24 protein-coding genes and 1 riboswitch are annotated in these 25,146 nt (G+C 58.2%); of the genes, 11 read left to right on the top strand and 13 right to left on the bottom strand.

What is annotated here, in order from left to right; all coding sequences use genetic code 11:
- Window positions 1-427: 427 nt before the first annotated feature.
- From ADB02_RS02440 to ADB02_RS02430, 3 genes are all read right to left on the bottom strand, one after another.
- Window positions 428-1,762 (bottom strand): sodium/glutamate symporter, encoded by a 1,335-nt coding sequence (locus ADB02_RS02440; RefSeq protein ID WP_053087273.1) that lies wholly within the window; start codon window positions 1,760-1,762, stop codon window positions 428-430.
- Between the two features lie 231 nt (window positions 1,763-1,993).
- Window positions 1,994-3,082, bottom strand: a complete 1,089-nt coding sequence (locus ADB02_RS02435) for a trypsin-like serine protease (RefSeq protein ID WP_049189564.1) — start codon at window positions 3,080-3,082, stop codon at window positions 1,994-1,996.
- A 2-nt stretch (window positions 3,083-3,084) separates the two neighbouring features.
- Window positions 3,085-4,041 (bottom strand): DUF418 domain-containing protein, encoded by a 957-nt coding sequence (locus ADB02_RS02430; protein ID WP_049189563.1) that lies wholly within the window; start codon window positions 4,039-4,041, stop codon window positions 3,085-3,087.
- 211 nt (window positions 4,042-4,252) lie between these two features.
- On the opposite strand from ADB02_RS02430, the gene ADB02_RS02425 reads away from it, so the two are divergent.
- The gene (locus ADB02_RS02425; RefSeq protein ID WP_049189562.1) at window positions 4,253-4,759 is read left to right on the top strand and encodes a hypothetical protein; all 507 of its coding nucleotides are present in this window, start codon (window positions 4,253-4,255) and stop codon (window positions 4,757-4,759) included.
- On the opposite strand, the gene ADB02_RS02420 is transcribed toward ADB02_RS02425, so the two are convergent.
- Both ADB02_RS02420 and arsB read right to left on the bottom strand, forming a co-directional pair.
- Window positions 4,756-5,184, bottom strand: coding sequence for a low molecular weight phosphatase family protein (locus ADB02_RS02420; RefSeq protein ID WP_049189561.1), 429 nt, complete (start codon window positions 5,182-5,184; stop codon window positions 4,756-4,758). The two genes, ADB02_RS02425 and ADB02_RS02420, sit on opposite strands and share 4 nt — an antisense overlap.
- Window positions 5,185-5,199: 15 nt before the next feature.
- Entirely contained in the window at window positions 5,200-6,267 is a 1,068-nt protein-coding gene (arsB, locus tag ADB02_RS02415) for an ACR3 family arsenite efflux transporter (protein ID WP_049172185.1), read from the bottom strand.
- Window positions 6,268-6,339: 72 nt separating this feature from the next.
- On the opposite strand from arsB, the gene ADB02_RS02410 reads away from it, so the two are divergent.
- Entirely contained in the window at window positions 6,340-6,678 is a 339-nt protein-coding gene (locus ADB02_RS02410) for an ArsR/SmtB family transcription factor (protein WP_016423238.1), read from the top strand.
- Window positions 6,679-6,720: 42 nt separating this feature from the next.
- On the opposite strand, the gene hisN is transcribed toward ADB02_RS02410, so the two are convergent.
- Together hisN and ADB02_RS02400 are read right to left on the bottom strand one after the other, a co-directional pair.
- Window positions 6,721-7,521, bottom strand: coding sequence for a histidinol-phosphatase (gene hisN / locus ADB02_RS02405; RefSeq protein WP_016423237.1), 801 nt, complete (start codon window positions 7,519-7,521; stop codon window positions 6,721-6,723).
- A 10-nt stretch (window positions 7,522-7,531) separates the two neighbouring features.
- Complete coding sequence (locus tag ADB02_RS02400; protein WP_049189560.1) at window positions 7,532-8,416, bottom strand: inositol monophosphatase family protein; 885 nt, start codon at window positions 8,414-8,416, stop codon at window positions 7,532-7,534.
- 47 nt (window positions 8,417-8,463) lie between these two features.
- Here ADB02_RS02400 and prfB point away from each other — a divergent pair, with 47 nt between their 5' ends.
- Window positions 8,464-9,582, top strand: a complete 1,119-nt coding sequence (gene prfB, locus ADB02_RS02395) for a peptide chain release factor 2 (RefSeq protein ID WP_049189559.1) — start codon at window positions 8,464-8,466, stop codon at window positions 9,580-9,582.
- On the opposite strand, the gene ADB02_RS02390 is transcribed toward prfB, so the two are convergent.
- Window positions 9,579-10,961 (bottom strand): HNH endonuclease signature motif containing protein, encoded by a 1,383-nt coding sequence (locus tag ADB02_RS02390; RefSeq protein ID WP_224783740.1) that lies wholly within the window; start codon window positions 10,959-10,961, stop codon window positions 9,579-9,581. The two genes, prfB and ADB02_RS02390, sit on opposite strands and share 4 nt — an antisense overlap.
- 421 nt (window positions 10,962-11,382) lie before the next feature.
- On the opposite strand from ADB02_RS02390, the gene ftsE reads away from it, so the two are divergent.
- The 4 genes from ftsE to ADB02_RS02370 all read left to right on the top strand — a co-directional run bounded on the left by ftsE (window position 11,383) and on the right by ADB02_RS02370 (window position 15,240).
- Window positions 11,383-12,072 (top strand): cell division ATP-binding protein FtsE, encoded by a 690-nt coding sequence (gene ftsE, locus ADB02_RS02385; RefSeq protein WP_016423233.1) that lies wholly within the window; start codon window positions 11,383-11,385, stop codon window positions 12,070-12,072.
- A 48-nt stretch (window positions 12,073-12,120) separates the two neighbouring features.
- On the top strand, window positions 12,121-13,023 hold the full coding sequence (gene ftsX, locus ADB02_RS02380) for a permease-like cell division protein FtsX (RefSeq protein ID WP_048733903.1): 903 nt from the start codon (window positions 12,121-12,123) through the stop codon (window positions 13,021-13,023).
- A gap of 83 nt (window positions 13,024-13,106) precedes the next feature.
- Window positions 13,107-14,012, top strand: coding sequence for a polyphosphate kinase 2 (ppk2, locus tag ADB02_RS02375; RefSeq protein WP_049189557.1), 906 nt, complete (start codon window positions 13,107-13,109; stop codon window positions 14,010-14,012).
- Window positions 14,013-14,112: 100 nt separating this feature from the next.
- Entirely contained in the window at window positions 14,113-15,240 is a 1,128-nt protein-coding gene (locus ADB02_RS02370) for a 3-hydroxyisobutyryl-CoA hydrolase (protein WP_049181361.1), read from the top strand.
- On the opposite strand, the gene ADB02_RS02365 is transcribed toward ADB02_RS02370, so the two are convergent.
- Both ADB02_RS02365 and ADB02_RS02360 read right to left on the bottom strand, forming a co-directional pair.
- Window positions 15,237-16,193, bottom strand: a complete 957-nt coding sequence (locus ADB02_RS02365) for a MinD/ParA family ATP-binding protein (protein WP_241482383.1) — start codon at window positions 16,191-16,193, stop codon at window positions 15,237-15,239. The two genes, ADB02_RS02370 and ADB02_RS02365, sit on opposite strands and share 4 nt — an antisense overlap.
- 51 nt (window positions 16,194-16,244) lie before the next feature.
- Window positions 16,245-17,039 carry a YwiC-like family protein gene (locus tag ADB02_RS02360; protein WP_065421705.1) on the bottom strand — a complete coding sequence of 265 codons (795 nt, stop codon included), beginning with the start codon at window positions 17,037-17,039 and terminating at the stop codon, window positions 16,245-16,247.
- 109 nt (window positions 17,040-17,148) lie between these two features.
- Window positions 17,149-17,318: riboswitch (FMN riboswitch) on the top strand.
- A gap of 10 nt (window positions 17,319-17,328) precedes the next feature.
- Here ADB02_RS02360 and pnuC point away from each other — a divergent pair.
- Window positions 17,329-18,048, top strand: coding sequence for a nicotinamide riboside transporter PnuC (gene pnuC, locus ADB02_RS02355; protein ID WP_049189554.1), 720 nt, complete (start codon window positions 17,329-17,331; stop codon window positions 18,046-18,048).
- Window positions 18,049-18,058: 10 nt separating this feature from the next.
- On the top strand, window positions 18,059-18,718 hold the full coding sequence (locus tag ADB02_RS02350) for a hypothetical protein (protein WP_016423226.1): 660 nt from the start codon (window positions 18,059-18,061) through the stop codon (window positions 18,716-18,718).
- Here the strand turns inward: ADB02_RS02350 and ADB02_RS02345 are convergent.
- From ADB02_RS02345 to ADB02_RS02335, 3 genes are all read right to left on the bottom strand, one after another.
- Complete coding sequence (locus ADB02_RS02345; RefSeq protein WP_049189553.1) at window positions 18,715-20,415, bottom strand: FUSC family protein; 1,701 nt, start codon at window positions 20,413-20,415, stop codon at window positions 18,715-18,717. The genes ADB02_RS02350 and ADB02_RS02345 overlap by 4 nt on opposite strands.
- A 24-nt stretch (window positions 20,416-20,439) precedes the next feature.
- Window positions 20,440-22,086 (bottom strand): peptide chain release factor 3, encoded by a 1,647-nt coding sequence (locus ADB02_RS02340; protein WP_049189552.1) that lies wholly within the window; start codon window positions 22,084-22,086, stop codon window positions 20,440-20,442.
- A 108-nt stretch (window positions 22,087-22,194) separates the two neighbouring features.
- Window positions 22,195-23,088, bottom strand: coding sequence for a Cof-type HAD-IIB family hydrolase (locus ADB02_RS02335; protein WP_049189551.1), 894 nt, complete (start codon window positions 23,086-23,088; stop codon window positions 22,195-22,197).
- A 183-nt stretch (window positions 23,089-23,271) separates the two neighbouring features.
- Between ADB02_RS02335 and ADB02_RS02330 the strand changes: the two genes are divergently transcribed.
- Both ADB02_RS02330 and ADB02_RS02325 read left to right on the top strand, forming a co-directional pair.
- Window positions 23,272-24,723, top strand: a complete 1,452-nt coding sequence (locus tag ADB02_RS02330; protein WP_049189550.1) for a glyceraldehyde-3-phosphate dehydrogenase — start codon at window positions 23,272-23,274, stop codon at window positions 24,721-24,723.
- A gap of 104 nt (window positions 24,724-24,827) precedes the next feature.
- A complete protein-coding gene (locus ADB02_RS02325) occupies window positions 24,828-25,067 on the top strand; it encodes a hypothetical protein (protein WP_049189549.1) in 240 nt (79 codons plus the stop codon).
- The last annotated feature ends 79 nt before the right edge of the window (window positions 25,068-25,146 follow it).

The following is a 25,146-nucleotide window of genomic DNA, read 5'->3' as shown; positions in this document are numbered from 1 at the left end:
GGGGTTATGGTGGCATGCGGACACACTTTTCTTTACTTAACCCGTTTTTCACCGTTTTTTTTGGGGGGGGTAAGTCGTTGGGTAGCCGTTGGGTCTGACGAACTCGCGCACTGCACAACCGGGCATTAAAGGGGCGGCCATCAGAAATGCGGTGTGAGGCGCTGCTCGATTAGTCGGGCTGAAGGTACTTAGCTTGAGGGGATTGCTGGGTTGATTCTGGTCGACTTGCCTCAGCTCATGTACGCGCTGCTAGCTTTCGGTTTCACATATCGATGAGTTATTCACTTATGGATACGCTGGAGCGCATCGATGGGTGAATCATGCATCGATAAGTGAGCGCAATACTGGCAAAACGGTGGGAAGACAGCTGCCAGACAGGCCCGGACAGCCCACGCTGGGCTCGCAAATGTGGGCGGTGTGGGAACTTCTACAAAGCCCTGGCTTTCGATTTCTTTAACCAGATCATCGGCGGAATCAACAGAGCCAGGCCACCGATAAGTGCGACCCCACCGAATAGCCACACCAGTCCGGCGATGATGGCGATGGGGGCGAGGATGGCCGCCGCGATTTCGAATGGTGCGAAGCCCACGTAGGCCATGCCGAACTCCTCGAGAGTGCCGGATTTCTGCTCCGGGTCCACAATCTTCAGGACGGCGATACCCGTGGCTACGGAAGCGGTTGCCCAGCCCCAGCTGAATACGGCGCGCTCGAACCAACCATGTTCGAAGACTCGTGGTGCGACGTAGAAGAACAACACCAGGCAGAAGGCCAGACCCACGACGAACAGAATAATCAGCGGGACGATGTAGGTGGCCACTACTGCCGGCACAATCGACGCGATGCCCACTGCAACCAGGAAGTCCGTCGACGCGCCGGAGACCGAACCCATCAACTTCGTATCCAGGTAGTGCGGTGCCTTAATCAGGTGCAGTACTCCAACACCCGCCAGGCCGACGAGGAAGGCCATCGCGAACAGCGGGAAGCTCAAGGCCGGGAAAGCGTCATTGACCAAGTTAGTCAGGATATTCGCCAGGAAGAGCGTCCCCGCCAGTGCCGCGACATGCAGCGCAATCGGCTCAATTGAGGACGGGCTCGTGGTCGCACGTCCCACGCTTGGACGCTGGCCGGGAAGAGAGATAATGCCGGTACGCATGTCCTCCGGCAGTTTATCCAAGGCGGGCAACTCGTTGGTGTGCCCCTTCTTTGAACCCCAGCGGGCAAAGATAACGCCACCGACAATTGCGGAAAACATGCCCACCGCGGCGGCTGTAAAGCCCAAACTCGTGGCCTCAGTCCCGGCCGAGTCCAGTGCGCCACCAACTGCTGCTGCCACACCGAAACCGCCGACGAAGCCGACGGGCAGCATGATGCCGAACCAGTCCGGAGTATTGAACAGCGGGGCGAAAAGAATCACGCCAAGCAGTGCGAAGAAGCCCCACTGTGCCAGGTACATGCCCACGGAATAGGACCACATTGTTCGCGCGCGCTGGCGAACCTTGGCATCGAAGTCCATTGTGAACGGCAGGGCACCGAAGACTGCGGCGATTAGAATCGTCGCATAGTCGCCGAAGTGCTCGCTGAACTGGATGATCCCCAAAGCGTTGGGGCCTAGTAGCAAGCCGAGTAGGCCTGCAGTAATCGGTGCAGGAATGAGGAGCTTCTGGAACCAGGGGATGAATCGCCGCATCAAATTACCGATGATGAGCAGCAACGAAATCCAACCGATATCCATCAAGACGTCGAAGGGCGTGTAACCATCCACGGGAATTGATTACTTTTCTCGTTGGTGGGGTTTCACCAATGAGCAATTATGTGAATCGCATCGTCAATTCATAGAAAAATTAGAATAAAACCATAGGAATGCCTCACGATTGTACGTCAGTTACCGAGAGATTTTGTGGCTTCAGTCACGTTTAAGTTCCTCGCATGCACGATAAAAGCCGCCTACCCAGTACTTTCCGGGGAGGCGGCTTGTGGTTGAGGTCAGACGGTTCTACTGTCGCCCATTCCTAATGCGCGACCAAGCCGCTGCGATAACCACGCCAGCGCATGCGATGGCGAGGTAGGCCCACATGTGATCACCGCTGGTCTGAATGGTCTTTGGCGGAGCAGGAGTGTTCTCCGCAGTTAGCACACTTTCTGTGTCACGGCCGGAGGTGATGTCATCGATCCAGTCAGCAGTGCCAGCGAGGGTAGTGATAGCTGCGCTGGGGGAGGGCAGGTCAGGGTCGCCATTGGAGGTTCCGGCGGTAGCGAGACCAGCGAGCTCTCCGTCAACGAAGAATGGACCACCGGAGTCGCCTCCCTGCATACCCGCGCCAGAAACGGAATGTGCGTCCAGGATGGCGCTTTGAATCATTGGCATCATGGCAGCGTCGGCTGGGATACTTTCTGTCCCTGCCGGAATCGACTCGGTTTTGGAGTCATCTGGCATGGCAGCTCCTGGCTGCATCTCCATTGATTCCATAGCGTCACCCGGAACAGCGTCACCCGGAACAGCGCCGCCCGGAATAGCCTCACCCGGAACAGCTTCGCCTGGAGTAGCGTCACCCGGAACAGCACCACCAGGCGCAGCCTCACCTGGAGTTCCTTCAGTCGGCCCGCCGCCCAGCAGCTCATTGACGACCATCTTGGTCATCGGAAGCTGCCCGGATCGTGCCATGGACGAGCTGCTGCTCCAGCCGTAGAGAGTTCCCGTCTGTCCAGGTGTGGGGATATCGTGGGAGACCTTCGCCGGGGTTGCGTCGGTGACCTTTTGGGTCAGGTGAAGCAATCCCGCATCAGACATTGGAGAAAGCGCCCAAGAATCGGCATCGTAGACCTTCCCGCCGATCCGGGCCTGGGTCCCTTCGTTGTTCACAGACTCCAGGCAGTGGCGTGCGGTGAGCACCCACTGATCGGCAACCAACGTGCCGGTGCAGTCACCGAAATTACCGATTTTGCCAATCTTCAGCGCGGCCACAGAACTGCTTTCAGCATTGGCGGGCGCGGGTTCGCCGTTTTCCAATGCAATAGCTGGAGTCGCAGATAGAAGCAGGGTGCTGCTAACAATTGCTGCGATGGAAAAAGATGTTTTCTTCACGGTTATTTCCCTTTCCCAGAAGGAACAATGCCCTTGATTGCGGTGGCAACGAGTTTTTCGGCAGGGCCCTGTCCGACAAATTTCTTCCAGAGGCTAGCGATGACGAGGAAGAATACGATGAAACCTGCTGCAGACAACGTGGAATGCAATGCAACATTCTGCTGCCAATAAAACGCGGTGAGAACGTGCAGGATGTAGATTGTCAGCGACATTGTTCCCATAGCCGCGAATGGGTAAACCACAGCTGGGAAGCGATCGCCTACGAAAAGGCACAAGTGCAGGACAATGGCGGCAACTGCGACGGAGAGAATGATTTCTCCGAAGACGCCAGTGTGTCCGGTAAAACGGAGCCAGCCAGCAATCTCGGGATCAAATCGGAAGTACATGCCGACGGCCGTGATGACAGCACTGACAGCGGTGACAATCCAGCTCAACCGAGCATTGGCGCTGTTCTCAGAGGTGGAAGTGTCTTGCAGGCGACGGCGTAGGTAGACGTCGTAAAGCAGCATGCCGCCGATGAAATATGCGATCCACGCGAGTAGCGGATAGATCTGCGGCAGCGTCATAGGCGCGTACTTAATTGTGGCGGCGATGGTGGCGGCGATGAAGAAGCCGACTCGCCACCAGGTTCCGAGCGCTGGCATCCAGGAAACCAGCATCATTACCAGGCCCATGATGACGAGGACCACCTGAATTTCTCCACCCACCGGCAATAGTGCCAGGCCGATGAGAATGATTAGGGCGCCGCGAGTGATCAAGCGCAAGAAGGTAGTGCTGCTGTAATTGCGGCCGATGATCATCATTGTGGCGCCGGCGATAATGGCGAACAGTGATGAGGGTAGGCCAGAGAGCACAACCTTTGTGCTCCAAAGTAGTGAGGCCATATGGACAATGATCATGCCGATGATGGCGAGTGAGCGCGCTATATCGAGCCCCACAATTCGGGTAGGTTTATTCACCCCGGATTTCTCCTTTACTACAACTTATAGGGAGGTGCTCTTTGGTAAAAAGCACTCTCTACAAACGGCGTATTGAAAACGACTTTCTAGTTGTAGCAACCGAACCTGACAATACATTAAGTGACTATGTGTAAATCATGGTGTTTCGTCTGTGTTTTTACTGGGAAACTAGCGCGCTCAAAAAGCTAAGAGGCAGGCGTAGCCTGGTGGCATGACATCGATGCTGACGAGTTTCACCTGGGCTGAGGTGCCAGGTGTCTTCCTCGCGTACCTGTTGATCATTGCCATCCCCACCGTCCTCGCATGGGTGGGCGCCGCATGGTTGGCCAAAAAATACGGCGAGCGTATCGCATTTGGGCACACGATTTTCGTCTTCGTCGCAGCATTCCTAATCTGCTTTTGTACGCTCGCGTGGACGCTCGAGGGCGAATACGACTACTCGCCGTGGCAGGTTTTCTGCAGCGGCTTTGCGATGGTCATCCTCACTGCCTCTGCCATGATGCGCGTGGCCGTCCCAACTCTGAACCTGCTGCCCACCTGGTGGGCTGCCGTCGCCGGCTACGCCCTGTGCTGGAGCATCATTGCCGGCACCGACGACACCACCGGGCTCTGGGCAGTCGGCCTGATGTTCCTGCTCCTCGGCCTCATCGCAGGCGTCGGCGCAGTCGTGTGGCTTACGCTGGCGATAAGGCGGCTTTTGTTGGATTCTGCCGCTTAGGGATTCTTAGTGGAACGGAGTTCGACAGCTAACTCGTCGATACGGCGCTCGAGGTCATCGCGAATCAGATCCATGCGTTCTTCTCCGTCGATGCCTCGTTTTGAAGGCTCGTCAGTAAGCCAACGCTCGAGTGAGCCTTCAGCGTCCGAGGGGAGCTCTACATGAGCGGCATCGCCGATGATGACAACACGATCTGCAGTCTGGAGAATCGTGGGGTCAATGGGCTTTGGTGATGCACCGTCCATAGAGGCGCCGATTTCTGCAACTGATTTGGCTGCAAGCGCATTGGTAGTAGTTTTGGGGTTTGTTCCTGCTGAAAGGGCGATGAACTGCGTGGCATATTTTGCACGCGCAATGGCCTCGGCCATCTGGGATTTACCGGCATTTGCCACGCAGATGAAAAGTACCTTCGGGATTTCCTTCACTTCAGAACCCTTTTTCTATAGTTTGTCCGGTACGGAAAGGTCATTGGGGAAAAGGCGCGGCCCGAGCCAGCGGGTGACGTAGACAAGTGCAACGAGTACGGGTACTTCAATAAGTGGTCCAATCGTTCCCGCAAGTGCTTGCTGGGACAATGGGCCGAAGGTGCCAATCGCAACCGCAATTGCCAACTCGAAGTTATTTCCGGCGGCCGTAAAGGCAATCGATGCGGAGGTTGCGTAGTTCATGCCCGCGGCCTTGGCCGAAGTGAGAGCGATCGCGAACATGGCGAGGAAGTAGATCACTAGTGGTAGTGCCACTTTCGCAACGGTCCAGGGATTCTCAAGAATCTGCTGTGACTGAAGCGCAAAGAGCAACACGATTGTGTATAGAAGGCCGGCAAGTGCCAATGGTGAGATTTTGGGCAAGTACTCATTTTCATACCAGTCGCGACCACGGGTGCGTTCACCAATTATGCGTGATGCCGCGCCAGCCAGAAGCGGAATACCGAGGAATACCACTACAGATAGTGCGATTGCCCAAAAAGAAAAGGTGGCGGAAGTGGTTTCCAGTCCCAACCAGGAGGGCAGAATCTGCAGGTAGAACCACCCTAGAGCGCCGAACATGAAAATTTGAAATAGCGAGTTGACGGCCACCAATACGGCAGCGACTTCAGTATCGCCGCAAGATAGGTCGTTCCAGACCAAAACCATTGCAATGCAGCGGGCGAGACCGACGATGATCACGCCAGTGCGCAGTTCTGGACTATCACTGAGGAATATCCAGGCAAGGGTGAACATCAGTGCGGGGCCGAGAATCCAATTGAGGAAGACTGTGATGCCCATCAGCTTCCTTGATGTCAAAATTTTGCCCGTTTTGTCGTATCGAACCTTTGCGAGCGGTGGGTACATCATGACCAGCAATCCGATGGCGATTGGTACGGAAATTGTCGTAATTTTTGCCTCTGCCAGCCAGTTCACAAGTGACGGTGCAATTTTGCCCAGAATGAGGCCAATTGCCATTGCAGCTGCAATCCATAGCGGCAAGAAGCGGTCTAGGAAGCTGAGTGACTTTGTAGTCTGTGTCATAGTTTCCGGTGTAATCAATATATCGATGATTGTCAATATATTTAGAGGGGAGGCCGTGTAGCCTCAACGGGTATGGACGAAATCTCAGAATGCTGTGCACTTGGCGGTCGGCCTCTCGACGCGGCGGAAGCGCAGGCTGCGGCAACGCTCTTCAAAGCGCTGGCGCAACCGGCGCGCCTGCAAATTTTGTCTCAGCTCGCTGCCGCTGGCTGTAGTCCGATGACCGTAGGGGAGCTGGCCGCTGTTTCTGGGCTTAGTCAGCCGACGGTGTCGCATCATTTAAAGACCATGGCGGATGCCGGGCTGCTAACTAGGTCTAAGAGTGGACGGGTGGTAACCCATGAGGTACGCCCTGAGGTATTTGCTGAGCTGCGACGTATCCTGGATATCGGTCACGCGGACGGGAGATAGTGAGCCGCTCGTCGCAAATTGCGATAGGTTGGAAAACCCTGTTTACCCGCCCAGGCGCTTGACGACGGCGTCGTGAAGCAACCCATTCGTCGCAACTGCGTCCCCGCCGTGCGGCCCGTTGACACCCGCGAGGGAAGTGAAGCGGCCGCCAGCTTCCTCCACCAGGATCGCAAGCGCTGCCAGGTCCCACAGGGAAACCTCCGGCTCCGCGGCGACATCGACCGCACCCTCGGCTACCAGGCAGTAGGAGAAGAAGTCGCCATAGCCACGCAGTCGCCAGGCGTCATCGGTAAGCCCGATGAAGTTATCGCGTAGGTCGCGCTCAGCCCAGCCGGTGAGCGAAGAGTTGGAAATTGAGCAGTCCGCGATGTCTGCCACCTTCGAGACCTCAATGCGGCGCTCGGTGGCTTCCCGGCCATCGACGTGGGTGCGCTTGAATGCGCCGTCGCCCTCGGATGCCCACCAGCGACGGCCCAGTGCTGGGGCAGAGACTACGCCGACAACCGGCTTGCCGTCCTCCAGCAGGGCAATCAAGGTGGCCCAGACCGGGACATTGCGCACGAAGTTCTTAGTGCCGTCGATGGGGTCGATGACCCACTGGCGCCCCTCAAACACAGCTTCGCCACCGAATTCTTCGCCGAGAACTTCATCGCTCGGGCGCTTGTCCGACAGAATCTCGCGGAGCAGTTTTTCGCACGCGATATCGGCATCGGAGACCGGTGTCAGGTCGGGCTTGGACTCGACGATTAGATTGGCCGCCTCGAAGCGGGACATCGTGAGCTCGTCGGCTGCGTCGGCAAGCGAGAGTGCGAGGGCGAGATCTTCGGAGTAAGAGGTGGTCATGGCCGAAATTCTAGCGCAGAACCTCACGTAACTCTGCGACCTGGCCACTCGAGCCCGCGAGCTTCCAGCGCCCCACCGACGTGCATTCGCCGCCTGCGCCCGAGATAAGCGCATACCCAGGCAGCCAGTCCCAGGCTGCGACGTCGCGCTGGAACCACACGCCGATGCGGCCGTCGGTCACGCCTGCCATATCCACCGACGCTGAGCCCAGCATGCGCCAGGTAGCGCTGCGGGACACCGCATCCAACCAGGACTTTGTGGCGGTGACCTCGGATTCCTCGCTCGAGTTCACCACCGTGGTGTGGAGGTAGGTCGCTGCGCAGACTTCCGAAAGCGGGTGGTCAGTGACCCGGAGATCGTCAACAGTGCCGTCAATGTTGATACGAGTGGTCGGGAGACTGGGGCCACCAATCCAGCTTTCGCCGGTTGCCGGACGGTGCACCGCGCCGAGGACGACCTCATCCGGATCGTTCACATCGCCCATAACCAGCGCCAATGCGCTGCACCAGTAGTCCGAACCAGTGGTGAAGTTGTAGGTGCCATCGACAGGATCAATCACCCACGTGCGACCAGACTGGGACTCCTTCGCTGACCCTTCCTCGCCAAGAATGCCGTCCTCCGGGCGGAGCGCGGCCAAAGCCTCGACGACGAATTTCTCCGCTGCGCGGTCGGCCGCGGTGACGACGTCGGAAATCGATGTCTTGTACTCCGTGACCAGGCCTTCGTCTCGCATACGCGCGGCAATGGCAGCGGCACGCTTCACGATGGCAACCGCAACACTGGTATCCGATGCCACAATCGACTCGGATACTTGGGAGAGAAAGAGTTCTAGGTCTTGGCTGGAATCTTGGTGCGGGTCTTGGCTGGAATCTTGGCTGGCGGTGGATTCAGACATACGTCCTATTGTGCACCGAAACAGGCGGTATAGCTAAGGTAGTACCCGTGAACCCGGATCTGAATGCTGACCTCAAAGAACTCGACGCGACGCTGACCACCATTGAGAAGGTGGTCGATGTCGACGAGCTTTCCGACCGGATCAGGGAGTTGGAAGCCCAGGCCGCCGATCCGTCGCTGTGGGATGACCCCGACCACGCGCAGCAGGTCACCAGTGCACTGTCGCAGGCGCAGGCGAAGAAGAAAAAGATCGACTCGCTGCGCGGGCGCCTCGACGATCTCTCCGTGATGTATGAACTCGCGGAAGAGGAGGGCGACCCCGACGCCGTCGAGATGGCCGATGCCGAACGCGCTGAGCTGCGTGCCGACATCGAATCCCTCGAGGTCACGACGATGCTTTCGGGGCCTTACGACGAGCGCGAGGCGGTCATCAACATCCGCTCCGGTGCCGGTGGCGTGGATGCCGCTGACTGGGCCGAGATGCTCATGCGCATGTACCTGCGCTGGGCCGACAAGCACGGGCATAAGGTCGAGGTTTACGACACGTCCTACGCTGAAGAGGCCGGTATTAAGTCCGCTACTTTCGTCGTCCATGGCGAGTACATGTACGGCACCCTCTCGGTCGAACAGGGCGCGCACCGGCTGGTTCGTATTAGTCCTTTCGACAACCAGGGCCGCCGCCAAACTTCCTTCGCTGAGGTCGAGGTGCTGCCGGTTGTGGAGGAAACGGATCACATCGACATCCCCGAGTCAGATTTGCGTATCGACGTCTACCGCTCCTCCGGCCCAGGTGGGCAGTCGGTGAACACCACGGACTCCGCGGTCCGGCTTACGCACGTCCCGACCGGCATCGTGGTGACTTGCCAGAACGAGAAGTCCCAGCACCAGAACAAGGCATCTGCCATGCGAGTTCTGCAGGCGAAGTTGCTGGAGAAGAAGCGCCAGGAAGAGCGCGCGGAGCTGGACGCTCTCGGCGCAGGCGGCAATGCCTCGTGGGGTAACCAGATGCGCTCCTATGTGCTGCACCCGTACCAGATGGTGAAGGATCTGCGTACCGAATACGAAGTCAACAACCCGCAGTCGGTCCTCGACGGTGACCTCGACGGTTTCATTGAGGCCGGTATTCGCTGGCGCATGGCTCAGCAGTCCGAAGGGGAGCAGCGCTAGAACGGCGGTTCGTCTTCGGGTGCTTCCGGTGTCTCGGGAGTTTCCGGTGCTTCCGGTGTGGTGGGCTCGTCGGCTTCTGATTTTCTCTTGTTTTTGTTCATTCCCAGTTCTTCGCGAGCCTGATTTGTCAGCTCCTGTGATTCGCGGAGGTTTTCCAACCTCTGCTCGTTGTACTCCTTGAGTGTCTGTGCTTTCTTTGTCTTGCGCAGGTCGAAGGAGTAGCGACCGTGGCCGGAGAGCGGCCCTGATTCTGTGCTGATTAGGGCAGCTTTTTCAGCGCTCTGATCAGTGGCGGAGGTCCAGTACTCCACGCCGTCGATATCGCGCACGACATTCCAAAGACCGGCCGTTTTTAGATTGTGGTGGCGACGGCATAGGCAATGGAGGTTGGGCGTCTCGGTTTGGCCACCTTCGTCGGGATTCTCGTGGTTATACGGCTGAATGTGGTCGATGTCGCACTTCGTCGCATCGACATCACATCCGGGAAAGCGACAGGTGCCGTCTCTACCTTGGATGTAAGTACGCTGTCGCTCTGTTGGCGAGTACTTTTCCGTTTTCTCGTCCGCTAGTAGCCGGATGCTAGTGACCCGATCGAGCCAGGATTCAGCGGCGATTTTGTTGATCCACCCTAGGCCGCCAATCCAGGCTTCTTGGGGCTTGTCTTGGGTAAGCGGGCAGTACAGATTCAGTGTGGCGGTGACCTGAGCAGTCCCGTGCAGAAGGTGTGAAAAAGCCTCGACGAAGTCGCAGTCTTGATCAGCGGTGATTTCTTCCAAGACCTTCTGAAACTCAATTGCCCGCTCAGGCATCAGTTCCATGGTGACTTCAGTGAGGGTGTCCTTTAACTCGAACTTTATAGATTCGCCAGCTTTTTGTTCGATGCCTTTTTGAAACGAAGTGATCGGCGGGTCGTACTCATTCTTCGGGCGCAATAGCGGGCTGACTTCATCAATAAGTCGCTGAATATTCTGTTGAAGGCTCCGAACTCCGCGAAGAACTTCACCATTGACTCTCGGCGTGATCAGCTCAAGGAGATGGTCTTCGAAATATCTCACAGCCGAGGGGTCATCCAATGGGAGGATGGCCGTGGCAATGACCCGCATGTGGGGAAGCGGTAGCTGTGCGCGTTTGAGCAGAAGCTCTTTTAACCGCGGGAGTCGCTCTAGTTGCATTCCGACATCGATGTACTGGAGTGTTCTCCCACGTGACATGCCAAGAGCTGGAGCGATTTTGGCGATGTAATCTTCGACATCTTTTGTTGAAGAACAGGGAACACAAGCAAGGGCAAGCTTCAAGTCAGCTCGATTGCGGTCAATTCCAAGACGTGCTGGTGCTGTTTGAGAAATCTCATGGTGAAAGCGTGGCGCTGTTGCTTCCATCGCCGCAGTGTAAGTGCGTTTGCGTGGTATATTTTCCCCGCTGGCCATTGTTGAATCCCCCTGAAAGATAAGGCCTGGACGTTGAAATGTTGGAATAGGGAAGAGGTAGGGAAAGTATTTTCGACTAGCTCTGAGTGTTAACTTTCCGAGCTTCAAGCAGCTCGGCGATGCTATTCGGTGTTTTTAATCCTCGTGTTTAATCTTTCATGGCTCATTGTAATCGAACAGGCAAGCGAATTAAAGGGGTATTTAAAGATTTTTGGGGAAAATAATTTCGAATGCCGCTATGGCGTGAGCTTTCGTGCAGTCGCGCGCTCTGGGGTAGCGTTCGACGCCGCCTGTTCCCGCAATCCCGTCACGGCGACCAATTCCACGCATTCCAGAGTGACTTGAGTGGCTTAAGTGATTAGAGTGTCTACTTATGATCACTTTCGACGGGGTTACCAAGTCCTATTCGACTTCTAGCCGACCAGCTCTCGACGACGTTTCAGTCCACATAGATAAAGGTGAGTTTGTCTTTCTCATTGGACCGTCGGGCTCTGGTAAGTCGACCTTCCTGCGCCTTATGGTGCGTGAAGAGAAAGTGGATTCAGGAAAACTGACAGTTGCAGACCAGGATCTAACCAAGATTTCTCGTCGCAACATCCCGAAATTGCGTCAAAAGGTGGGGTACGTCTTCCAGGACTTCCGCCTGCTGCCAAAGAAGACGGTGTACGAAAATGTCGCGTTCGCATTGCAGGTAATTGGCAAGCCGAAAGCGAAAATCGACAAGGCAGTTCCGGAAACGCTCGAAATGGTCGGGCTCTCGGGCAAGGAAAACCGCTACCCGCATGAGTTGTCGGGTGGTGAGCAGCAGCGCGTCGCCATTGCTCGTGCCTTCGTCAACCGCCCGCTCATCTTGCTTGCCGACGAGCCCACCGGCAACCTCGACCCAAGCACCTCCGGTGACATCATGCTCCTGCTTGACCGCATCAATCGCATGGGCACGACCGTTATTGTGTCGACTCACGACAACGATGCCGTGGACTCCATGCGTCGCCGCGTGCTGGAGCTGGAGCTGGGGCGTCTCGTGCGTGACGACGCCACGGGTGTTTACGGCCTGAACAACTAGCAGACAGTCCATCGGTAGAAGAACTCATTCGAAAGGTATTACTGACCTATGAAGACTCGCTTTGTCCTCGGTGAGGCTTTCTCCTCCTTGGGCCGAAACATCACGATGACCATCGCGATGATCATTACGACTGCGGTGTCGTTGGCGCTGCTGGCGACGGGCATCCTGGTTACTGAGCAGACCAGCCGCACGAAAGATCTTTATCTCGATCGCGTAGAAGTGCAGATCGAGCTGAATGAACAAATCTCCGCCGAGGATCAAACTTGCTCATCGCCGGAGTGTGCTGAGGTCGTCGGCAAGCTTGAAGAGGCTGACGGCATTGATTCGGTGACCTTCCGAAATCGTCAGCAAAACTTTGACCACTTCGTGGAGATGTTCAAGGACAGTGACCCCGTGCTCGTGGAAAATGCGACGCCGGAGTCGCTGCCGGCTGTCGTGATGGTGCGTCTGAGTGATCCGACCGATGTCAGCCCGCTCGATCCGATTCGGGAGCTACCACAGGTCGACCACGTTACTGATCAGCATGAAGAGATCGGTACTGCAGCTCAGAACCTGGACTCGGTTCGAAATGCGACCTTCCTGCTAGCGGCGGTGCAGGCCGTTGCCGCGGTGTTCCTGATTGCGAACATGGTGCAGATTGCGGCGTTTTCGCGTCGTAAGGAAGTTGAGATTATGCGCATGGTCGGTGCCAGCCGCTGGTTCACGCAGGCGCCGTTCGTCCTCGAGGCTGTGATTGCGTCGCTGATTGGTGGTGTGCTGGCCATTGGTGCGCTGTTCCTGGGCAAGGCGACGGTCATCGATCCGGCGCTGAGTAACCTGTACAAGGCACAGCTCCTGGCGCCGCTGACCAACGGCGATATCGGTGTGGTGGCGCCGATCGTGGTCGTTATTGGCATGGTCTTCGCTGGGCTTGTTGCGCAGGTCACGCTGCGTCTTTACTCACGCGACTAGGGTTGCAAAAAGGTTAGCTATTAGGCCCCGCGGTTAAACCCGGCGAATAGGGTCGTCGCGCCCTGCCGGGTAAACTGTGGACTATGAATAATGACGACGTCCAGCGCCCACCGAAGCTCGACAAGAAGGCTTATGAGGCCGAGCTCAAAAAGCTCCAGGCAGAGCTCGTCGAAATGCAGCAGTGGGTGGTAGAAACCGGTGCCCGAATTGTCATCGTGATGGAGGGGCGTGACGCTGCCGGCAAGGGGTCGGCCATTAAGCGCATCACGCAGTACCTGAACCCTCGTACCTGTCGTATTGAGGCCCTGCCGGCTCCGACTAGCCGTGAGCAGGGTCAGTGGTACTTCCAGCGTTACGTCGAAAAGCTGCCGACTGCTGGTGAGATCGTGATTTTCGACCGTTCCTGGTACAACCGTGCCGGCGTTGAGCGGGTCATGGGCTTCTGCACCTCCCAGGAGTACCGTCGCTTCTTGCATCAGGCGCCGATTTTTGAGCGTCTGCTGGTCGAAGACGGCATTATCCTGCGTAAGTACTGGTTCTCTGTGTCGGACGAGGAGCAGGTTGCCCGCTTCAAGTCCCGCCGTGAGGATCCGCTGCGCCGCTGGAAGCTCTCGCCGATGGATTTGGAGTCCATCACCCGCTGGGAGGATTACTCCCGTGCAAAGGATGAGATGTTCATCCACACCGATATCCCGTCCGCACCGTGGTTCACGGTTGAGTCTGAGGATAAGAAGCGTTCGCGTATCAATGTCATCAACCACCTGTTGACGACCATTCCGTACGAGCGCATTCACCGCGATGTTCCGGAAATCCCGGAGCGTCCGGAGTCGGAGGGAAGCTACGAGCGTCCGCCGCGCACGGAGTTCCGCTATGTGCCGGACGTTGCCGCCAATCTCGAGGCTGACCGCGTAAAGGGCGCAGGCAAGTCCGATAAGAAGGGCAAGAAGCACAAGAAGGGCAAAAAGGACAAGAAGAGCAAGAAGAAGTAGCTCCTTAGTCTCAGTGAGGTTCTGGTCGTCAGAACCTTCGCAGCAGAACCTTCCCGTCAGAACCTTTCCCTGGTTAGTTATCTGTGTCACACTGGGTGGCATGACTGCTACTGATAACGGTTCTGGCACTGCACGCACCGAGGTCGATGAGCCGAAGGTGCTGCGAGAAGTCCACGGGCGATCTGGTCACCTTCGGTTGAACAGGCCGAAGGCACTTAATTCGCTCGATTTAGATATGGTCACCGAGGTCGTCGAGGGGCTCCGCGCATGGCGTGACGACGACTCGGTGGATCACATTGTTGTTTCATCCGGTCACCCCAAGGCGTTTTGTGCCGGTGGTGACGTGCGCGCAGTTCGGCAGGCTGTGCTCGATGGTGTTCCGGAGCAGGGGGAGAAGTTCTTCCGGGACGAGTACGAGATGAACGCGATGATTGCGGAATTTGCGCAGTCCAAACCATATATCGCGATTATTGATGGCATCGCTATGGGTGGTGGCCTGGGAGTTTCCATGCACGGCTCCCACCGAATCGTGACTGAGCGAGCCAGCGCCTCCATGCCAGAAATGGCAATCGGCTTTGTTCCCGATGTGGGCATTACCTATTTTTCGCAGCATGTGAACACTCAGTTGGGCGGCCCCTCGCCCGCGATTGCTCGGTTTGCAGGACTGACCGGTTACCGCCTAACTGCGGCGGACATGCTGTGGGCTGGATGGGCAACGCATGCGGTGCCATCCGCGCAACTGGACGAGTTCGTCGCGGCACTGGACCGAGACGGAATTGATTCGGCGCTTGCGGAGTATGCGCTCGATGTGGACTCGGCTGAGGCTCGTGAGCTGCTCGGTGAGCCGCAGCTGGCCGAGTGGAGCGATTGCATCGAGGCCTGCTTCGGCGCTGATAGCTGGTTGGAGATTGAGCGTGCTCTCAACGAAGCCGCTGAGGCTGGCTCCTGTGCGTCGTCAACAGTGGAGACCTTCCGCGATCTGCTGGCACCCGCCAACCCGGAGAGTCTCGTGGCGGCAGCGGAGCTCTATGCAGCGAACGCGGGTCCGGGGGTTACGCTGCAGGAGGCTCTGAACCGGGAGATGAAGCTCGGCGCTTACATGCGTCAGCACCCCAATTTTGCCGAAGGCGTGCGGGCGGTTTTGGTGGACAAGGACCGCGACGCCACCTTCAAGCCCGCCTCCGTTCAGGAGGTCGATGTCGAGGGGATTCGTCAGCACCTGAGCTAAATAAAACTGTGACGGCCCGTAGTCGGCGCGAAGTCATCGGCAATCATGGCCGCCAATTCGAGATAGCTCTGGGTAGTGGCGGGCTGGAGATTGTCCAGCTCGATATTCGCGCCATTCGCAATGTGCGGGTCATAGGGGATGACCTGCACTGCGCGGCAGCGCTGGGCAAATAGTTCGTGCACGGTCTCTGTGGACAGCCCCTGTTTATTTAGCTCGTTGACCACCACGACAGTGGTAGAAACCAGCCGTTCGAAGCCGTGCGCTGAAAGCCAATCCAACGTCGTCCAGGCGCTTTTCACGCCGTCCAGTGCGGGCGTGGTGACCAGCACCAGGCAATTGGCCGCAGAAAGAATCGAAGCGGCGATGGGCTGCGTCAGGCCAGTGCCGCAATCAGTCAGGCTCACATTGTAATGACGCCGAAGGATGTCGAGGGCTGCGCAGTATTCACCGTCGGAAAGCGCGATCGTCGATGTCGGGTTTTGGTCGCTGCCGACAACCTCCAGGCGCGATGGAGTGTGAGATGTGTACGCGCGGACCTGCGCGTATTTGTCCGTATCCGGGGCTCGGAGCAGATCGCGAATAGATGCGGGATTGGCTGCGGTGACGCGTGCGCCGAGGGTGCCAAAGTCCGGATTCGCGTCGATCGCGACGATTCGGTCACTGCGCAGGCTTGCAAGCGTGGCGCCCAGGCACATGGTTGTCGACGTCTTGCCAACGCCGCCCTTCACGCTGATAACAGCGATGTTGTAGTCACCGTAGATAGGCTGTCGCACCCGCTCTATCAGCTCGCGTTGCTTGCGTGCCGACGATGATTCCCGCGGTGAAATTGCGCCCCAGGTGGCCTTATGAACCCAGCTGCGCCAGCCCGACTGTGGTGCCTGCCGCGAGTTCAGGCTAGCGGCCAAGTCTGAGACGGAAACTGCGTGATTGACTGCGTGTTTGGTGGAAGTCATAGACTTCATCCCCTCCCCAAAAATCCCCAAAGTATGTCCCCGCCGTCGTTTTTACCACGCAGCCAGAACGACGGCGACTCCAAAGAAGGCATCGAGAATTCCGACCTGTTTCGGAGTCCACGGCCGAGCGCGGCGAGCGCCGGAGATTGGCATGGCAAAAGACCTGATGAGAAGCCCAATTGCGACGATGGGCACACCGATGCTGATGAGGTTCCGGTCGTGGAGGAGGAGCCACCCGATGATGGCCACGGCGGTAATGAGAACGTGATACGTGACCGAGCCAATGAGCCACTGGCGGTTGCCGCGCTTGCGAATCATAGTTTTTACATAGGGCACGGTGCCGACGAAATATCCAGCGTAGATAGCCGCAATTGCCCAAGCTTTCGGGGTTGGTCCGGCGATGATAGGCACCATGAGGCTAGCGGCCAGAACGGTGGAGACACCAGAGAGAAGTGAGCGCGGTCGGCGGCGGTAGGTCTCCCAAATAGCGATAGCGGCAAGAGGGGCAATGAGGGCGACCCAGGTGAGGAGGGAAACGTCGGCAAGCAGTGTGATGCAGCCGGCGACGGCAGTGAGCGCGGTGTATGTGGCGGCGGGTGCGAGGTGGCGGCGTTGGCGACGAGAGCGGAGCCAGACGCTCACGGCGAAGAATGCGAAGTAGCCGAGCAGCCAGGTCGCGGTGACGGCAAGGCCTGTCCCTGTGGGGGTGAGGGCGAGAGCGGTCAGCGGGGGAATGGTGACCATGAACCAGGCGCCGTGCTGGTCCGGAACCCAGCCAGCGGAGCGCTTGTGATGGGAGCGGCGGGCGGGGCGGGGAGGACGTGGTTGGCGGGGCTTTTGGCTCATACTACGCATTGTAGATGCGTAATTATGTCGAGGCTGTATTAGAACCTCATATTGAAACCTCATTGAATAAAATGCACATGCGCGCAAGGCGACAGTGCTAACGTTGAACTCGCATTCTCAGGGCGAGGTGAAATTCCTCACCGGTGGTGATGCTGCGGCTGACGCAGACAAGTCCACGAGCGCCCTACCTGTGGCCAGAAGGGTCGTCAGGTAGGGGACAAGCAGATTTCGGTTGGAATCCGAAACCGACGGTCATAGTCCGGATGAAAGAGAAGGAGTTGAATAATTCGTGGAATACGTGTCGGATTTTTTGGTGGGTTTCCTCACTGCACAGCTCAGTGTGGCGGGAGCACCAATCTTGATTCGTGAAATTGTCGGTAACCTCTTTGGCCTGGCGTGTGCCTTCCTAGGTATGAAACGGAAGGTATGGGCTTGGCCGGTCGGCATTATCGGAAATGCCTTGCTGTTTACCGTCTTCCTCGGCGGAGTTTTCCACACGCCACAAAATCTTGATCTCTATGGCCAGGCTGGGCGTCAGGTCATGTTTATCGTCGTCAGTCTCTACGGGTGGTTCAGCTGGGTCAAGAGCCGCAATCAGAGCGGTGACGAGGTCGCAATTGAGCCGCGGTGGGCGACGGCAACGGAACGCATTGGGATGATTACCGTGGCTATCTTCGCCACTGTGATTTGTGCCAATATCTTTGAGATGCTGGGCTCGTGGGGGCCATGGGCCGATGCCTGGATTTTCGTCGGTTCGATGTTGGCGACCTGGGGTATGGCCCGCGGGTGGAACGAATTCTGGCTAATTTGGATTGCCGTTGACGCCGTGGGAGTGCCGTTGCTGCTCAAGGGTGGCTACTACCCGTCGGCGGCGCTGTACCTCTTCTACGGATGCTTCGTTATTTGGGGCTTTGTCTCCTGGGTTCGCCTCGAGCACCAGAGCGACAATGACCAGCAGAAGAGCTCCGAGACCGACCAAGTACCGGCTTTGGCAGCAGCCGAGCGGTAGGATAGTCCAGGTGAGCTTCCGACCAGATAACTCCCGTACCAACCGCGCCCATCAAGCCGAAGAGCGTGCCCGCAGTCTCGTGCAGGACGTCCTCGACCGCGAGGAGCGGGTACGCAACAATCTGGCCAGCGCTGATGTCGACCCGTGGACGATGCGTTTCGTCGTCGATGAGTCGATTTCTGAGGGCGCAATCATCACCTGGCGCAATGAGGCCACTCGTGCCCGCCGCATCATGCGCCGCTATGACATTCAGCGGGGCTACCGCGAGAAGTTGCGCGAAGTTGAAAAGCGCATCGATGCCATGTTGCACCTCGCGGAATCGCTGGAGGAGTCGTGGGACGCCGCGGCACACGCTTCGAAGAGGCTTTCCGACGCGGAGGCCCGCGATGTCGCCGCCTTTGAGCGTGAGCGCGAGCGGCAAAATGACGCGGCAGAGACTAAGCGGCAGCGTGAGGAGAAGGTCCGCAAGTTCCGTCGGAAAGCGGAAAATATTGCTACCGACGCGTGGGACGCGGGCCGTGACGCGCTGGAGAAGCTGCCGCCGCTGTCGTCTTCGTTGAAGGACATCGCGGCTAAGTTCCGTTCGCGGGGCTCGGAGGAGGAACCGCGCGAGGTACGGCGGGCAACTGCCCGCGACCTGCGCAAGGAGCCCCCGCTGCCGGAGGACTAGCGCTCCTCAGCTTTAGCTGCCTGGACTACCTCAACGAGCTTGGAAATCTCCTCGTGAGAGGGGCGGATATCCGGATGCGTGCGACAGTAGTCCAGCAACAAATAGCCAGCCGTGCGAATGCGACGATGGCCGTCCCAGTGCGGAGCGGCGATTTTGGGGTCGTTGGTGGCCAAAGACGAGATGGCCTGGCGCTCACTGAGCAGCTCGTACTGGAGATCTCGACGAATATCGAGCGCCTGATTCGGAGTACCGGTTAGCAGCGCGCCGAGAAGAGCGCCCATCTGTCGATAGCAGCGCGGAATATGACGCAGGTAGTGCTTTTCAATGCTCTCGGTTGGCCAGAAGTGCAGGACAGCGAGAGCCAGCGCGCAGGCGATACCGACTTCCAAGACACGATCGGTCACAATCGGTGCGAGTTCGCCAGCGACGTTTCCGCCCAGCAGCAGCGCCAATGGAGTGGTGACGATTGTCGTCAGCGCATAGTTCTTCACCACGAGAATCTCCGCGCCGAATTGGCAGGCTGCAAGCGCGATAAGTAGCGTCCAGCTGTCCAGGCCAAAGGAAAAGAGCAGCGCATAGAGGAAAATGCCGATAATCGAGCCGACCATGCGGTGAATCCCTCGGATCGAACCAGCGGTGCGGTCGGGACCCCACTGCAGAGTCATCAATGCGCTGACCACCGCCCAGTCAGGCCGGTCGAGACCGACAAGCACGCTGATGAGACCAGCTAAGCCACCGGTAATAGCAACCTTTGCCGCAGTCATCGACGCATGGGAATAGCGATCGAAAGAGCGGAAGATTCGGTAACTCACGCTTGGTCGCGCGAGTGGAATGGTTGTCTGCGTCTCGTCGAAGAGGTTAGGCGTGTCCACGATGTCCACAGCGCTGCCGTGCACGCCCAAGCGTGTGCGGATAGCAATCAGCCGCTGATGAGCAGCAATGACACGGTTGACCAGTTCCGTGTGGGAGGGCTTAACGATTTTGCTGCCACGGATGATGCCTGCGTCGGCAAGCGATTCCCATGCGTCGGTGAGTGCAGTTTGCGCCTGGTGATGAACGGCGAACGATGTCGAGTCTGACTTTTCCATCGCGTCGATGGCTGATTCAAGGGATTCGACAGCCGCCATCTCGGGGCCATGCGGATTCCACAACCGCGGTGCCATGCCGATGACTATCGCGGAAAGCACGCCAACGGTAGCCCACATGGCGGTTTCCACCGGGTTGAAGCCGAGGCGGGCGATCATTGTTGTGCCGCCGGAGACCATCACAATGAAGAATGAACCTGGCGGTGGCAGGCGCAGTGCGTTTTGAATAAAAGCGCCGATGGTGGCCAACGCCGTGGTAAAAAGTGCGATGAGCAGCAGCCATAGATTGCTGCCGCCGGAAGCGATCTCACTGTGGACCACCGAGCCGACAAAACTGCCGGACATAACTCCGGCGATCAAGCATAGCCCGGCGATGGCCATCACGCGCAGACGGCTGCGGTAGGGGTGGCCTTCGCCATAGATGACCACGCAACCACCAGCGGCGATAAGGAGCATCTCCGAGCCATGTCCGGTGAGAAGTGCCACGGCACCCGGCAGGAATAGCGCGAGTGCTGCGCGGAGGGCACCTGGCCATCTCTGCGCACGGGAGTGGAAGGCAGTAAAAAGCTGCCATGCACTTGGTTGTGGAGGAAGCTCAACCGTTTGGCTCAATGTTGGTGAAATCTCCTTAAAACTCTAGTCAGCGACCAGCGTCTCGAGCGTGAACTCCGGGTGCTCCTTCTCAATGAAGGACAGCTTCCACTTGTCGCCGAAGAGGGCGATGAGGGCGCCGTCGGAACGCGTGAAGATCTCCACGCCGCGCTGCTTTGCCAGCTCAGGCGCGGTCTCTTCGTCCGTGCGGCGGGCGACGGAGTAGGGGATTGGCTCGGCGATGGTCTCGACGTTGTACTCGTTTTCCATGCGTGCCATCATGACCTCGAACTGCATCGGGCCGACCGCGGCCATCACCGGGGCGGCATCGCCGCGGGCATCGTTGCGCAGAATCTGCACCACGCCCTCGGCATCGAGCTGATCGACAGCCTTACGGAACTGCTTGTACTTGCCCAGGCTCTTGGCGCGCAGAGTGCGGAAGTGCTCGGGCGCGAACTGCGGCATCGGCTTGAATTGAACCTTGCGGCCCTCGTAGATCGTGTCACCCGGCGCCAGTGAACCCGCATTGACCAGGCCGACAATGTCGCCCGGGTAAGCCGTCTCCACAGTCGAACGTGTCCGGCCGAAAACGGTCAAAGCATACTTTGTGGAGAAAGTACGTCCCGACTGCGCATGCGTGACCTGCATGCCGCGGTCAAACTCGCCAGAGACAACGCGCATGAAGGCCAGCTTGTCGCGGTGGTGCGTATCCATACCCGCCTGCACCTTGAACACGACGCCCGAAAAATCATCCGTCGGTTCGCGCTTTTCGACGATAGCCCCCTGGCCGCCAGCCGCTGCAGCGGCAACGGCAGCCGGGTCGGACTCGCGGGCACCAGGTGCCGGAGCCAGCTCGCAGAGAGTGTCCAGGATCTGGTGGACACCCCAGTTCAGCATGGCGGAGGCGAAAATCACCGGAGAGGTGTCGCCAGCGAGGTACATCTCCTGGTCGTGGTCAGCGCTATCGGCGGAAAGTAGCTCGGACTCCTCGGCTGCCGTCTCCCAGGCGTCGCCCTGCTCTGCGGAGGCCTCATCTGGGGTGAGGTGACGCTCAGCGGCAATAGTGGCGCCACCGGCAGTGCGCTCGAAGCCGATGAACTGCTTGGCTTCGCCGTCCTCACCACGCTCCAGCAGACCGCGGAAGTCGCCGGCCTCACCAACTGGCCAGTACAGCGGAGTCGGTTGCAGTCCAATCTCCGCGACAATCTCATCCATCAACTCCAGGGGAGCCTTACCCGGGCGGTCCCACTTGTTGATGACGGTGACGATGGGAATTCCGTTGGACTTACAAACCCGGAACAGTTTCAACGTCTGAGGCTCGAGACCCTTGGCACCGTCGACAAGCATGACAGCGGCGTCGACAGCGGTGAGCACACGGTAGGTGTCCTCGGAAAAGTCAGCGTGACCAGGCGTATCGACGAGATTGATCATGTACGGCTCGCCGTCGTGCCCCTCTGGCTGGTACTCGAACTGAAGCGCGGAAGAGGCAATCGAGATGCCGCGATCCTTCTCCATGTCCATCCAGTCGGACACAGTCGACTTGCGGCCGGCCTTGCCGTGGACAGCACCGGCTTCGTTAATGACATGAGCATGCAGCGCCAGCGCCTCGGTGAGCGTTGACTTACCGGCATCCGGGTGTGCGATGACGGCAAATGTGCGGCGGCGTGCTGCTTCTTCGGCGAGAGTGGTCACAGGGAGACTACGCTTTCCTTAAAAAGAAAATCGGAATAAGGGAATCGGGTTCAACCTTTCTAACTTACCGCTCCAGTGGGGTAAGGGGTCAATTACGTTGGGGCGGCGTTAGAGGTTGAACAGTTCGCGCAGCGTCGTGATGACGCCTTCCTCCGCGTTCGATGGTGCGATGTCGGTGGCGCGGCGTTTGATTTCCGGGTGACCGTTGGACATGGCAAACGAACGGCTTGCGTGGTCGATGAGCTCGAGATCATTCAGGTAGTCAACAAAGCAGACAGTTTCGGCAGAAGAGACACCGAGGGCCTCCTGCAGGGCGGCGAGTGCCGTGCCCTTGTTGGTGTTGGCGTCGATGAGGTCGACCCAATGTGCACCGGAGACTACCGCGCGCAGGTGCGGGCTCTGGGAACGCAAGTAATCGGCGGATTCGTCTTCGACGGAGTAAGGATCAAAGGCGGCAATTTTGACGATGCCGTCCTCGGCGGCGGCGGCGATGACATCATCGACCTTCTGCAGCTTCAAATAGTACTTGGCGGCCTCGTTGAATTGCAGCTGCTGAACTTCCTCCGGAATATTGAAATGCGGCGGGAAAAACTCCACGTATGCGCTGGCAGCGCCGCAGATGATAACCGATAGAGGAGTGCGCCCCGCTGCCACGCGGTTGTCGTTGAACTGGCGGATCGCGTGTACCAACTGGGTGACGATGTCGTGGTCGATACTGGTAACCGAGACCACCTCGCCCGCATCCGCGACATAGTTGCCGTTTTCCGCAATGATTGGGATGCGGTGTGCAATGGGGGCGAACTGGTCGGCCAGAGTGGCGTACTGGCGGCCCGATGCGGGAGCGAAGTGGACACCGCGGTCGAGCAGTTCGGTGACTACCGGCCAAAAGGAATCCGGGATTTCCTTGTCTTCATTTAATAGAGTCCCGTCCATATCCGTGACTACAAGGCGGTATGGCGGCTGGGCGGGAGATTGCTGCTGGATATCCAGGGGTTCCGTCATGGCTTTAATTCTAACGGGTAAGTAGGGTTCACTTTTCTTCCTCAGGTCGCCTCCCAGTGCCTCCCCCGATTGGGTGAAAGCTGGGCCACAATACGGGGTACCCAGTTGAGGGCGATAGCCGGTGAACGGCGTGTGCGGGGTATTTTGAGGGGGAACTCATATTCATTTAAGCCAGGAGGATTTATGTCGGATTCGGCCCCCATCAAGCGCAATGACTGGAATGAGCGCATCAGCCTTGCAGAGCAGATGATCCCCCTCCTGGGACAGCTGCGACGCAACAACGATGTCGTGACTTCAATCTTCGGCCGCCGACTGGAAAACGTCACCGAGACCGGCATCATTAAGTCGCACCGCTACGCCCGTCGCATTACCTCGCAGGAGCTGCCTCTGAGCCAGACTCTGCCGATTCTGCAGGAACTGGTGAAGATGGATCTCGGCACCGCCTCCATCGACCTGGGCGCCCTGGCTACCAGCTTCGAAGAGGAAGGCGGCGACCTGCGCGCATTCCTCGAGCGGGAGCTTGCCGAGGTTATCGGTGCCGGGACTCACACCCCGAAGACCGACATTGTCCTCTACGGTTTCGGACGTATCGGTCGTCTGCTGGCCCGCATTCTGCTGGCTCGTGAGGCACTGTTCAACGGCCCGCGCCTGCGCGCGATTGTGGTTCGCCAGAATGGTGAGGACGACATCGTCAAGCGTGCTTCGCTGCTGCGCCGTGACTCCGTCCACGGTGCATTCGACGGCACCATCTCGGTTGACCGCGAAAACAACATTATTTGGGCAAACGGCACCCCGATCCAGGTCATTTACTCCAACGACCCGGCAACTGTTGACTACACCGCCTACGACATTAACGATGCGATTGTCATTGACAACACCGGTCGTTGGCGTGACCGTGAGGGACTGTCGCAGCACCTTCAGTCCAAGGGGGTTTCCAAGGTTCTGCTCACCGCGCCGGGCAAGGGCGATGTAAAGAACATCGTCTACGGAATTAACCACAGCATCATCGAGGACTCTGACAATATTTTGTCGGCAGCTTCCTGTACTACCAACGGCATCACCCCGGTGCTGAAGGTCGTCAATGACAAGTGGGGCGTCGAGTTCGGTCACGTCGAGACTGTTCACTCCTTCACCAATGACCAGAACCTGATTGACAACTTCCACAAGGGTTCCCGCCGTGGTCGCGCAGCCACCCTGAACATGGTTCTCACTGAGACTGGTGCCGCAAAGGCCGTCGCCAAGGCTCTGCCGGAGTTTGAGGGCAAGCTGACCGGTAACGCCATCCGCGTTCCCACCCCGGACGTTTCCATGGCGGTGCTGAACCTGACTCTGGACACTGAGGTCGACCGCGACGAGGTTAACAACTACCTGCGCGAAGTTTCCCTGAAGTCCGTCCTGCGCCAGCAGATTGACTACATCCACTCACCAGAAGTGGTCTCCACCGACTTCGTTGGTTCCACCCACGCTGGCATCGTCGATGGTCTGGCTACCATCGCCAACGGTAAGCACCTAGTGCTCTACGTCTGGTACGACAACGAGTTCGGTTACTCCAACCAGGTCATCCGCATTGCTGAGGAGATTGCCGGTGCTCGCCCGCGCGTCTACCCGAAGCGCAAGCACATCGACGAGCTGTAAGTCGGCGGTCCTGGGCTTGAGCTGTTGAGCCCTCGAACGCCCTCTTCCCCCTCCTAAACCACGGGGGTTGAGGCGATGGGGAGGGCTTCGAGGCGCTCGTCGACGTGCCGGACGGGGGCGGAGAGATTTTCCTGTCCATCGACGACGACCTGGATTCCGCGTATGAGCCGTTCGAGTTGGTGAGGATTGTGATCCTGCCGGAACTGGGCGACGAGGATCTGGTTTTCGGCCTCCAGTTCCGGGCCTCCGGCGACATCGAGCACCGGCGGGGGATGAAGATCCGGGAAAGTGATTTCGGGATCGTCGAATACGGCTCGGCGGAAGTGGCCCTGTTCGGCGTCTAGGTGACGGTCGCCACTCGGTCCCGATCCGCGTGGGGGTCCCTATGTGGATTGTCAATAGTCAGGCGGGACTTTCACGTAC

Origin of the sequence: Corynebacterium sp. 212_CJEI, assembly GCF_001055915.1 — a bacterium.
GTDB lineage: Bacteria > Actinomycetota > Actinomycetes > Mycobacteriales > Mycobacteriaceae > Corynebacterium > Corynebacterium jeikeium_D.
This window is presented reverse-complemented; position numbering and strand designations above follow the sequence as displayed.

What these genes read in the sequence shown, in the direction of transcription:
- ADB02_RS02425 (WP_049189562.1), top strand. Translation starts at nt 4,253, where the DNA reads ATGACATCGATGCTGACGAGTTTCACCTGGGCTGAGGTGCCAGGTGTC.
- arsB (WP_049172185.1), bottom strand. Translation starts at nt 6,267, where the DNA reads ATGACACAGACTACAAAGTCACTCAGCTTCCTAGACCGCTTCTTGCCG.
- ADB02_RS02410 (WP_016423238.1), top strand. Translation starts at nt 6,340, where the DNA reads ATGGACGAAATCTCAGAATGCTGTGCACTTGGCGGTCGGCCTCTCGAC.
- hisN (WP_016423237.1), bottom strand. Translation starts at nt 7,521, where the DNA reads ATGACCACCTCTTACTCCGAAGATCTCGCCCTCGCACTCTCGCTTGCC.
- ADB02_RS02400 (WP_049189560.1), bottom strand. Translation starts at nt 8,416, where the DNA reads ATGTCTGAATCCACCGCCAGCCAAGATTCCAGCCAAGACCCGCACCAA.
- ADB02_RS02390 (WP_224783740.1), bottom strand. Translation starts at nt 10,961, where the DNA reads ATGGAAGCAACAGCGCCACGCTTTCACCATGAGATTTCTCAAACAGCA.
- ftsE (WP_016423233.1), top strand. Translation starts at nt 11,383, where the DNA reads ATGATCACTTTCGACGGGGTTACCAAGTCCTATTCGACTTCTAGCCGA.
- ftsX (WP_048733903.1), top strand. Translation starts at nt 12,121, where the DNA reads ATGAAGACTCGCTTTGTCCTCGGTGAGGCTTTCTCCTCCTTGGGCCGA.
- ppk2 (WP_049189557.1), top strand. Translation starts at nt 13,107, where the DNA reads ATGAATAATGACGACGTCCAGCGCCCACCGAAGCTCGACAAGAAGGCT.
- ADB02_RS02370 (WP_049181361.1), top strand. Translation starts at nt 14,113, where the DNA reads ATGACTGCTACTGATAACGGTTCTGGCACTGCACGCACCGAGGTCGAT.
- ADB02_RS02365 (WP_241482383.1), bottom strand. Translation starts at nt 16,193, where the DNA reads ATGACTTCCACCAAACACGCAGTCAATCACGCAGTTTCCGTCTCAGAC.
- ADB02_RS02360 (WP_065421705.1), bottom strand. Translation starts at nt 17,039, where the DNA reads ATGAGCCAAAAGCCCCGCCAACCACGTCCTCCCCGCCCCGCCCGCCGC.
- ADB02_RS02335 (WP_049189551.1), bottom strand. Translation starts at nt 23,088, where the DNA reads ATGACGGAACCCCTGGATATCCAGCAGCAATCTCCCGCCCAGCCGCCA.
- ADB02_RS02330 (WP_049189550.1), top strand. Translation starts at nt 23,272, where the DNA reads ATGTCGGATTCGGCCCCCATCAAGCGCAATGACTGGAATGAGCGCATC.